General features: G+C 31.0%; 6 protein-coding genes. 4 read left to right on the forward strand and 2 right to left on the reverse strand.

Features of this window, described 5'->3' with window-relative positions; all coding sequences use genetic code 11:
- Positions 1-48: 48 nt before the first annotated feature.
- Both Q4487_RS03595 and Q4487_RS03600 read right to left on the reverse strand, forming a co-directional pair.
- Positions 49-1986, reverse strand: coding sequence for a T9SS type A sorting domain-containing protein (locus tag Q4487_RS03595; RefSeq protein ID WP_303541682.1), 1938 nt, complete (start codon positions 1984-1986; stop codon positions 49-51).
- 57 nt (positions 1987-2043) lie between these two features.
- Positions 2044-5655 (reverse strand): carbohydrate-binding protein, encoded by a 3612-nt coding sequence (locus Q4487_RS03600; RefSeq protein WP_303541680.1) that lies wholly within the window; start codon positions 5653-5655, stop codon positions 2044-2046.
- A gap of 1076 nt (positions 5656-6731) precedes the next feature.
- On the opposite strand from Q4487_RS03600, the gene Q4487_RS03605 reads away from it, so the two are divergent.
- The 4 genes from Q4487_RS03605 to Q4487_RS03620 all read left to right on the forward strand — a co-directional run bounded on the left by Q4487_RS03605 (position 6732) and on the right by Q4487_RS03620 (position 12045).
- Positions 6732-8183, forward strand: a complete 1452-nt coding sequence (locus tag Q4487_RS03605) for a sensor histidine kinase (protein WP_303541678.1) — start codon at positions 6732-6734, stop codon at positions 8181-8183.
- 3 nt (positions 8184-8186) lie between these two features.
- Positions 8187-8567 (forward strand): response regulator, encoded by a 381-nt coding sequence (locus Q4487_RS03610; RefSeq protein ID WP_100895778.1) that lies wholly within the window; start codon positions 8187-8189, stop codon positions 8565-8567.
- Between the two features lie 138 nt (positions 8568-8705).
- Positions 8706-9923: a cell envelope biogenesis protein OmpA gene (locus Q4487_RS03615; protein ID WP_303541674.1), complete on the forward strand. Its 1218-nt coding sequence runs from the start codon at positions 8706-8708 to the stop codon at positions 9921-9923.
- Between the two features lie 109 nt (positions 9924-10032).
- The gene (locus Q4487_RS03620; protein ID WP_303541672.1) at positions 10033-12045 is read left to right on the forward strand and encodes a type IX secretion system membrane protein PorP/SprF; all 2013 of its coding nucleotides are present in this window, start codon (positions 10033-10035) and stop codon (positions 12043-12045) included.
- Positions 12046-12150: the final 105 nt, after the last annotated feature.

Consider the following 12150-nt stretch of genomic DNA (forward strand, 5'->3'; position numbering starts at 1 on the left):
GAGTATTAAAAAGCCGCTTAACTATAATAGCTAAGCGGCTTTTGATTATTATTTTTTTATAAATTGAATGCCTTTTTTTCCTTGAATTGAAATTATATATTTTCCTTGTTTTAAACCAGAAGTATCTAAGGTTTCTGCAGAACTATTAGCTACTTTTTTAAATACTACATTTCCTGAAAAATCATATATAATAAGCTCCTGACCTGATTTTATATTAGAAACTGTTACATAATTTTGCGCAGGATTAGGATATACTTTTATAGAAGATGTAAGTTCTTTTGCCTTTAAACTTAGTATTCTTTTAGAAGCAGCTGAATTACAACTTAACTTTAGCTCTAATTTTGGTGGTTTTACACCTTCTTTAGACCAAAAAGAAACATCGTTACCACTAACTTGTTTTACAACTAAGGTTAAAGTTTCTCCTGGTTGTAATTCCGTTAGTGTCCAACTATAAGTTTCACCCTTTGCATAAGTAGTTGTTAATGTACCTAATTTAGCACCTTGTAAAGGTTTGTTTGTTGTAGACAAATTATCTTCTGTCCAACTATTAGATTTACCTTTTAAAACATCAATACGGCCACTACCACTATCTGTAGACACAGTTAATTGCAACTTAGCATTTACAATAGATGCAGAATTAGCAGGTATTTTAAACTGCAAGTAACTAACTCGTTCATTGCCCTCTACTCTTAACTCATTAGTATTATATTTAGCTGATTGCTGTAAGTATGCATCATTAGCCCCAGCAACCGTTACTGTACTATTACAAGCATTAGAGCCTCCTGTATTTTTACTCAAAATTATAGGATACAATGTACCTCCCTTAGGTGTTAAACTTGCAGATAATGCAGGGAAATTAGTAGCAGGATTAGATGGCTTTACTTGTCTAGGTCCCTTATATAATAAACTAGGATTAGACCAAGGCTTAGCATTATTATGGTTTTTTTCTAAACAGTTATTTTTAAAAATAAAATTAGGCTTTTCTGAGTTTTGATGCTGACTAGACCAAGGTCCCATAATAGCATAATAGTTAGGTTCATTACTATTATTATAAACCGCATTAGGTGTATCTGCTTTAGAATTTGGCATATCAAAAGGCAAAGTAATTTTATTATTCTCTATTAAATTATTGCCTTTATCTCCGCTATGGAAACTTACCTCTTGTCTAAAATCATTATCATAAACCACATTGTACTCTACATTACCTCCTTGTAAAGAAATATGTCTTAAATGTGTAACCTTACAACCCGTAATTAAGTTATATGCACCTTGAATAAAAAAATATCCTTGTGCGCCACCTGCTTTTTTATGCGCACCATCAACATTTAAATCTCTTAACGTTATATGATTTGCTGGTACTCTAACAGGATCTCTAGCAGAATTTAAAATGTTAACTTTATCTAACCAACAATCTTCAGAGTCATTAAATTTAACAGAGATATTATTGTTACTTTTTAGCTCATCATTAGCATCCAAACTATAGTTCCAGTCGTATTTTGGTTTTCCCCAACTACCTTGTATAGTTAGTGTGTAAATACCACTTTTACGAACCTTATAAAAACTAAAAGCATCACCACTGTTCATTTTTATAATACACTTTACATTATCTCTGCTTTCTCCTATTAAAGAGACATTAGATTTCATTTTAATTCGCTTATTAATAGTATAAGTTCCATTTTTAAGTAAAACTGCTACTAACCCACTTTGTTTAGATGCATCATTTATAGCACTATTAATAGCGTCACTATTTGCTCCGTTTGTAAGTGTTTTTACAATTTTTACATCTTTTAAAAACGGAATACCACCTCTAACACCGGCTTTTTGCCATTCTTTCATTTGAGGGTAACGGTTATCATACTTACTAGCATCAAACGTTACTCCTGGATCACCTACTTTTAATTGAGCACTTACTTTTTGACCTATTAATAATAAAAAAACTAAGCAGCTAACAACATTACAAACTTGTTTAAAAAGAGAAGTTTTCATAATTTTTAATTTTTAAAAAAGCTATTTGGGATATACTCCCAAATAGCTATAGGTTAATTATTTTTTTAAAAAATGAATGCCTTTTTCTCCTTGAGTTTTAATTATATATTTACCCGATTTTAAGGTTGATACATCTAAGGTTTCAGCTGTAGTACTAGCTACTTTTTTAAGTACTACATTGCCTGTAAAATCATATACAATAATTTGTTCTCCAGTAGTAACACCAGAAACAGTTATATAATCTTGTGCAGGGTTAGGAAAAACTTTAACCTCACTACTCATAACTTTTAAAGTAACAGCAGCACTTCTAGAACTAGAACTAGAACAGCCCTCTAAAACTTCTTCTGGTCCAGACCCAACAGGTTTAGTATACGTCTTAGAAAGCACAAACTTATCCATCTCAAACCCATCCTCTCTCATTGAAAAAGAAATTGTATGCACTCCTGCACTTGGTACATCAATAAATATTTTTTGTGGTTCTCCACAATGATTTGCATTTGTACGTTGTTTGCTTTCCCAAGTCCATTGTTGTTTACCAGAACACCATTGCATTTTTTGTCCTGAAGCTGGCCAAGTACCATTAATACCAACGTGTACACCATTATCTTCAGATCCTGTAGAATGAGCTCTTACCCATACAAAATACTTTCCTGGACTAGTAAACTTAACTTTGTAATCTACTATTGCTATTTTTCCTGGTTGATTAGAGAAACTCTGAGCATTAAGAGGATCACTGTGAGTTACCCTTGTATCTGGTAAAATTTCTAAATACCCATTACCACTTGCTCCGTTATAGTGGTTTGCATCTGGATCTGGAGTTGGAGTACCTGTTGTAGTTTCATTAAAAGTATACCATTTTCTATCACCATCTTTAGACTGACTATGAAAATGTTCTGCTTCTACTGCTACTACTCCATTTTTTTCTACAGCAACACAATCATTGCCAGGCTCTACAGTAATAACATCTTCTTCAAAAATTAGCTTATTTACATTAAATAAATAACCAGAACCACCTGTAAAATTTAATTGAAGTGTTTGCTCACCTGCTTCTAAATTAACAGTTGTGCTTACCGTTTGCCAAGTTTGCCAGCCTCCTGTGTTTGCAACTGTTAGTTCACCAACACTGGTACCATCTGCATTAATCTTAATTTTACCTCCTGTAGTTTTTGTTGCTACTTTAGCCTGCACTTTATAAACACCTGCTTCTGCTACACTTACTTTGTAGCTGGTAAAATCACCACTTTCTACATATCCAATGTTTTTTCCTCCACCAACATCAGATGTGTTTTCTACTTCAATACCTAATTGATCTGTAAAACTTTCTGCTTCTAAAACTCCTGGTAAAGAAATAGAAGTATCAACTGCACTACTAACTTCATCACACTCAATATTTAAAATAAGTCTTGGAGAAGCCACTCCTTCTTTTGAAGAAAAAGAAACATCATTACCACCAGTTTGCTTTACAATTAAAGAAATAGTTTGTCCTGGTGTTACGTTAGATAGGTTCCAAGTGTATGTATTACCAACACTGTAATTGGTATTTAATGATCCTAATTTAACACCTTCTGATGGTTTGTTAGAATTAGACAAGTTAGCCTCTGACCAACTGTTTGCACTACCTTTAAAAACCTCTATTAAGCCATTACCACCATCACTAGAAACTGTTAACTCTAGTTTTGCACTTGTAACCGTTTTAGTTGTTGCTGGTACGGTAAATTGTAAGTAAGCCAGTCTTTTACCACTCTCAACTCTTAAATCGCCGTTATTAAACCTTGTTGTTCCTTGCAAATAAGCATCTTGAGCTAGTGTTGCTGCTAGGTTATTAGTACAACCACCTGCATTACCGTCGTCATTTTTACTTGTAACTAAAGCAACCCAGTCATTATTATCTGGAGCTACTAAATTAGAACCCAAAGTAGTTTTAGCTGTTAAATTACCTCCTGCTCTAGGGTTAAACCATTGCACATTATATTTATTGTTACCACTAGGTAAGCTTAAAGATGTGCTTCCTCCGTTTGGTCTGTAAATAGCATATGTTTTTCCTTCTTCAGCAAAAACATAATCTTTACTATCTGCAGTAATACCATCATCAGAAACCATTTTTGTTATACCAGATAAAAGGTTTTCATTAAAAAAGTTAAGAGCATAGCTTCCTTCTTTATATTTAGCTCCTCTTTTTCTATGATCTTGACCATTAAGATCTCCATCATCACTAGTGTAACCACTGTAATACTCTACACCAGCACCACCAGCTAAAAATGTTGCCCAAAGCACTTTTTCTCTAACCTGCTTGTCAGACACCATAATACCTTGTGTTGCACTACCTTGCTCATCATTTGCTACCACCCATTTTCTACCAGCATTTCTTGAGTTTATTACCCATCTACGTATATCTTTATGTACGTTATTTTGACTTGTTTGTACAGATACACCTGTAAGGTTAGATTTGTTACCAATTAACGGATTGTATCTTTGGTCTTGTTGTCCTGGATATGTGTGTAATACAATATGGTGCTTATACGGATCTAGATTTTTTATGTAATTAACTGTAGATTTTACAACTTCATCTTTAAGTGTCGTTTCTTCAGATAAGTTCCAGTTTAATGCCAAATGGTGACCAAATCTAGCAATTAACTCGCGGTAATACAGTTTTCTTTCTCTACCAAAAGTGTGACCATCCATTTTTTCACAATTCTCTGTTTCCATTGTTTTAAAATGCAGATACATTCCTTTTTTATCAGCGTATTCCATCACTTTCTCCCACTGGGCAAGTTTAGATACATCAAACCTATCTTTATGTAATTTATTCCATTGTCCAGATTTACCCGTACTAGAATAATCGCTTGATGAAACTTTTAGTATATGAGGAAAAACAGCTCCATCATCACCACCAGCTGCCCATGTTAAAAAAGATATCACATTTGCTCCCTGACCAGATAAGTAATTAATAGAACCTAGCAAACCTTTTCCTTTACCACCGTTCCAGGTATAAGCACTAGCATCTGTAGCTACATAATCTCTAGTATGTGCTTGCCAAGTTTTACTTTTGTTACCACCTGCTGTGTTACCAGGTGTACCATCAAAATCTACGTAGTGAAACCTATTTTCTGGAGAATCTGCGCCTACTTTTAAAAACCAAGGACCATTTGGTTTATTAGGGTTAGTACCAGTATGTTTTAAATAGTGTTCTCCCACATACTGTAGCCTACCTAGGTTTTTTCTTCTAAAATCTTTACCAGATTTATCAGATTCTGCAATGTTAAAGGTTCCGGTTGCACCATTCATAAATCCTGCATTAGAGCCACCACCATTAATAGCTACATTTGATCCTGACTTAAAAACAGCTGTCCAGTTCCAAGCTCCAATATCATCCGGAGCAAAATTTACTCTCCATTTATTACCAGAGCTACAACCTGTGTTTTCTGCATCACCACAAGCTGCAAAATAACCAGGCACAGTATAACTTCTGCTACTGCTTATGTGTGTAAATGTAACGTCTAACCTGTAATCTGAAAATGGATTTGGATTAGAGGTCTCTGTTGTACTTGGCCCATTAAATGTTAACGATAATTTGTGCCATCGTTTTAGTTCTCCGTCTGGAGTTTGAGCCTTTAAAAACACGCTTACAAACAAGCATGTAACTAATAAAAAAGGTTTTAATAATTTCATAGTAGTAAAATTAAATTAAGAATTAATTAATTGATAATAAATTACTTATGACCTAAATAAAAGATTTTGACTTTGTTTTTAACAGATAAGAATAGACATACCAGTCCTATTGCCCTTGAAGATAAATTATAAAATTTACGCACAAGGAACTTTCTAATGTCTATACTTTTTTGTTTAAAAAACTTTAGTAAGTAGTCATAAGATTTATTATATTTTTATGTAAAAGCAAAAGTCTGTTTTCATAAAAAAAGCACAGCTACAACTAATAATATAACCTGTTAGAGTATTAACTATAATCTAAAAAGCAGCTATATTGTATAATTACACACTATATGTTTTTTATAAAACAAAACTTTAAGCTGTACAGCCTAATAAAGAATGACTAAATTTTAAATAGTTATTATAGAAAGAGTTACAAGCCAAAAACTTGTTTTTAGCAATAAAGTAGAATTTGAGTACAATTTTCTTCATATCGTAAATAATTAAGTTTGTAAAATGCTTGGGGAATTCAAAGGTAAGTAATTTCTTATAAAGAAATAAAAATAAATACTACATAATTTAATTAATTTAATTAATTTAAAACAAAAGGATTAAGCTATTCTATAATACAATACATAACTACATTTTATGTAAGATAAGACTATATTATTAAAAGAATAATCTGTAATAAATAAGCAAACTTACAGATAAATAATAAATATAAAAGTTCATAAAAACATAAACAATACAAATATCAAATAACTAATTAAGAAGTCTTTAACATTTAGGTGAAAAAAGAACAAATTAGTATTTACCAACCATACATAAAAAGATACAGTCTATAATTAAATGCCTGCTTTCTATACTATTGTAACAAAATAGTTGAAATTTTAGGTGTTAAAAATACTACATAAACAAGAAGTATTTTGTAGCTTTATAGTACCATTTAAAAGTTACAAACCTTTAACCCCCTTTTTTCCACCTATACTATGGGCAAAAAACTCATACTCATATCTGTAGTACTATTCTTGATAATTTCTGTGATTATATGGAACGTTTCATATAATCAAGTACAGTCGTACACAAAAAATATAGTTTTGGTAGAGAGTATTAAATCTACCAACAAGCTAGTAGAATCAGAATCAAAACTAAATGAATTATATAATATTAGTAGAAAAAACGTATTATTTATTAGTCAATTAGTAAAATTAGATTTAGAAAATAACGTATCTATCTTAGAAATTGAAAAAAAATTAAAAAGTTTTATTGATGTAGACTCAAATTATTTTCAGGCTAGATTAATTAACACTAAAGGTATAGAAGTTATACGTGTAGATATAGACTCTTTAACTTCATCTGAAAAATTTCAAGATAAATCTAACAGGTATTACTTTAAAGAAGCTATACAGTTACATAAAAACGAAGTTTATGTTTCTCATTTAGATCTTAATGTAGAAAAAAAACAAATTGAAAAACCATACAGGCCAACTATACGATTTTTTACACCAGTATATGCTAATAAAAAATTACAAGGAATTGTTGGTTTAAACTTAAATGCAAAAAACTGGTTTAAAAACTTAGATAATTATAATCTAACCATTTTAAATGCAAAAGGTGAAATATTCTATGGAGACAGTAAAAAATTATATAAAAAAGATGACGTAGACTTTAATAAAAAAGATGAAAATGGTAATAATTTATTTTTTACAAAACAATTAAGCTTAGAGGGCAACCACAATTGGACCATATATACAACACACAAAACCAATAACACCAAAGAAAAAATTGCTCTGTTTGAGTTTGAGACCTATAAGAATGCTACTTTACTTAACTTAGGATTGCTCATTTTTTTAATTATTGTATATAGCCTATACATTAAAAACGAAAATATATCTCAATTAAACCATACAGTAGAGTCTAGATTATCAGAAAGAGATACACTTTTAAAAGAAATACACCATAGAGTAAAAAATAATTTACAGGTTATAACTAGCTTATTAAGCCTGCAGTCTAGCTTTATTAAAGACGAAGAAACTAGAGCTTTATTTAGGTATAGCCAATATAGAATAAACTCAATGGCTATTATTCATGAAATGTTATACCGTTCTAATGACTTAAGTAGAATTAATTATGGTGAGTATATGAGCCAATTAGCAAACACAATGCTAATTTCTATGAAAGGCAATAACACAAACATAAAATTAGACGTTAAAGCAACAGATTTATTTTTAAATATTGATACCTCTGTACCATTAGGTTTAATGATTAACGAGATAATTACAAATTCATTAAAGTACGGCTTTACAAATACAGAAGAGGGTACTTTAAGTATTGAAGTAAAAAAACTGGTGTACCCAAATTTTTTACTATTAATAGGAGATAACGGAAAAGGATTTCCAAAAAGTATAAATTTTAGAAACACAAAATCACTGGGTTTAAAACTTATACACAAGCTAGCCCTACAACTTAGAGGTAACATAGAAAAAGACAACTCTAAAAAAGGAACAAATTACATCATCACATTTCAAGAAATAGAACAAACATCATAAATTATGGCATTAAAAGTACTCATAGTAGAGGATAATATGATTATCCAAATGTTTATAGAGAGCATTATAGAAGGTATAGACAATAATATTGTTAGAACAGCAAGTAATAGTAACGAGGCTATGTCTGCCTTACGCTTTTTTTCACCAGACATTATATTATTAGATATAGGATTAAGCGGAGATAAAGACGGTATTGAAGTTGCAGAGGTAATAAATAAAGATTATCAAATACCATTTGTTTTTATAACTGGTAACTCTGATGCATCTACAATAGAAAGAGCAAATAAAACAAACCCAATGCACATAATTCGTAAACCTATTGATGAAAATCAGTTAAAGGCTGAGTTTGAAATTATATGTGGAAAACTAGTCGAAAAGCTTTAAAAAGTGCATTTCAGCATATAAAAAATGATTTTAATCGATGAAATGAGCCTTTTTTACAAAAACCTATGAATATTTACTAGTATAAGTAACGGGTTAATTCTAGATCTTTGATGTAAGAATAATATAACCCCTTATCTTATGAAAAATTTAATAACCCACAAAGCAGCAATAGTATGTATATCTACTTTCTTTTGCTATTCGTTATCAGCACAAAAATCAGTTGCTCATAACTCTTCAAAAACTACAACCGTAGAAGTTCAAAAAAGAATTGACAACTACAAACAACTTAAAAACTTAGGTTACGCAGACAAAGAGATTTACGAAGATCTTGGTAACGCTAACTTTTTAGTAAAAAAATACAAAACAGCTATTTTTTGGTACAAGAAACTAAAAGATGTTAGCAAAGATAAAATGCTTAACAATAGCTACCAAGAACGTTACCAATTTGCACTTAAAAAAGTTGGTGTAAGCACTACAGACAATGCTAGTGACAATAAAGATTGGATGAAAGCTGTTGCTAGTGATTATAAAACTACAAAGCAAAAAAACAATACTACTTATGCTGGTAAATATGGCGAGTATAGTTTTAACCCAAGAGGTAATTCTTCTTTAGAAACAGTATCTCAGCAAAATAATTACTTAGAAGAAATTAAAGATAAACACAACGCATACAAAACACCAGTTGCAGTAACTGCAGATGGTAAAACAGCTTACTTTAGTAAAGGTGTTTATGTGAAGCCAGCTACCGGAATTTTTTCTAAAAAAGAAATAGTTCATAAAATATATAGAGCTGAAAATGTTAACGGAAAATGGAAAAACGTAAAAGAAATTGCTTTAGCACCTAAAAACTACTCTGCAATGCACCCTACTGTTTCTGAAGATGGTAAACGTTTATTTTTTGCTTCTAATATGCCTGGTACTTTTGGTAAGTTTGATATATATGTAGCTTCTATTAACTCAAAAGGAGAATTTGGAGTTGCTAAAAACTTAGGAAAAAAAGTAAACACAGAAAAAAACGACTTGTATCCTAAAGTAGTAAACGGAAACTCTTTATTTTTTGCATCTAACGGACATAAAGGATATGGCGGACTAGATATATATATGGTAGAAGTTGGACAACGTAAAGTTGGTATTGCTGCAAACTTAGGTAGTAAAATTAACAGCGACAAGGATGATTTTTCTTTAGACTTAAGATCTAAAAACGGAATGGGCTATGTAATGTCTAACCGAGGACAAGGTAATGTAGAAAAAGTAGCCTTTACTTATACCAACAGTAACAAAAGAGATTTTAACTCTTTAGAGGCTGTTAATGATGAATCATCAATAAACTATTCAACATCTGTTTTTGAAGATTAAGAACCAAGTATTATAAACCACCCCCTTAGTTTATAATTCTTTTACAGTACTTAAGTAAAAAAAAGTACTTATCACTTTCACCCCAAAAATAACCGTAATTTTTACTACTATGAAAAGTCAAGTTTCATCATCTAACAAAATCTATTTACTAGCTTTAATATGTATTGTATTAGGCTTACAAACAGTAACTGCACAAGAAGCTACTGTTTCAGAAAATAGTTCAAGCAATTCGTACCACAATCAAATGTTTTTTAATAGATTTTTAATAAATCCTACCTTTTCATTGGTAAGAGAAAATAAATCTTACTTAAACATTTTGCATAGAAACCAGTACGCAACTTTTGATGATAACGTACAAAACTATTTTGTAGGTTTTAGTAGTAAAATTAACGACAATGCCGCTTTTGGTATTGGTATTTACAGTCAGTGGGCTGGTGTTGTACAAGAGTTTGGCTTTAATGCAAATTATGCAACTGCTGTACAACTAGGTGAAAAGAGTATGCTTACATTTGGCGCTAATGTTACTTATTTTAACGAGGGATTAGATAAAAACAGAATTGTAGCAGACAATAACGATTTACAGTTAATAGATGCTAAAAAAGAGAGTAAATTGGCTATACAACCTGCTATTACACTATCTGTTGGTAGATTTGATGTTGGTATTTACGCTAAAGATTTAGTAAGATATAACCAAACAACAAATGCTTTTTCTACTAACTTTAATGATAAAAGTGTAAAGGCATCTTTACAATACACACAACCATTTAATGCTACTAGAGGTTTATTTGCAGAAGCAAGGTTTATGCCTCTTGTACAAGTGGGTAAAAACGAAAACGGAAATATATCTTATATAGGTTCTATGTTATTAGATTTACCTAAGTACGGATGGTTACAATCTACAATAGACAACGAACACGGAGTATCTATGGGGTTAGGATTTAACTTAAACAATAAAATGTCTTTAGGTTATTTGCTAGAAAAAGATATAATGAACAACGAAACAGATTTAGGGTGGAACCATGAGTTGTCTTTAGCATATACATTTAAAAACAACGGTCCTGCATTTGCTACTAATGATAAGCAAGAATCACAAGACCGTAAAGTAGACAATATTATAAGAAATTATGAAGAGCAAATTTTAGCTCTTATGGAAGATCAAAAAAGAGATAAAGAAAGAATTGTAGCATTAGAAAGCGGTAAAGATGCTACCAGAATGGCTATTTCTAGCAAAAAAAGAGAAAATGAAATATTAGCATTAATAACAAAGCAAAATAGCTTAAAAAGAGAGCAAGACAATACTCCTAAAAGTAACACTACTAACAATAGCAACATAAACACATACGCTAGCACTACAAATACTCCAAAAAACAAAGTACAAGATAAGTTTAATTCAATTGTAAAAAACTTTGAGTCGCAAAGTGTTACATTAAATAGCAAAAAGAAAAAAGACAACCGTAAAAATAAAAGAGCTTCTAAATCTAGAGCTGTTACAGAGCAAACAACTGTACAAACAGACGTAAACTCTTTAGCTTATGAAAACAGATTAATTTTAGATGAACTTATTTTAAGACAAGATTCTATTGAAAATGCTAGAAGCAGAGATTTAGAAAAAAAGTTTGAGTCTATAGTACGTATTTTAAGAAACGATATTAAACAAAACCTACAAACTACAGCACAAGAAGTAAACACAGTACCTAACAGCGCTGTAGCAGCTACAACAACTAAAAAGGTTACTTATAAGTTAGATGCAGATAAAAAAGTTGCTGCAACAACAGAGAACAAAAAATTTAAGAAGATTCCTTTAAAAGTAGTAAACCAATCAGATATGGATGGTGTTAAGTCTGGCTTCTACGTTATTGCAAATGTGTATAAAACAAAAAAGTACTTAGATGCTTTTATGGCTAAACTTAAAAAAGAAAATATAGATGCTAAGCAATTTTATAATAAAGAAAATGATCTTTACTATGTATACTTAGCAGACTACAGTTATATGCAAGATGCTGAAGATGCATACGCATCTAACCTAAACGGTAAATACCAGGATGAAAAATGGATATTAAAGGTAGACAAACCTACATATTCTGCTTCAACTGCTACAGCTTCAAATATATATGAAGATTAATACAATATAAGTTGCCTCTCCCAAGAGGAAAAATTGGGTTATTTTATAAGTGAAAATTACGCATCGGGGGTTGCGGGTAGTCCTAAAAGACAAAGTATATAACGT

This window comes from Cellulophaga sp. 3_MG-2023 (assembly GCF_030546975.1).
Classification (GTDB): Bacteria; Bacteroidota; Bacteroidia; order Flavobacteriales; family Flavobacteriaceae; genus Cellulophaga.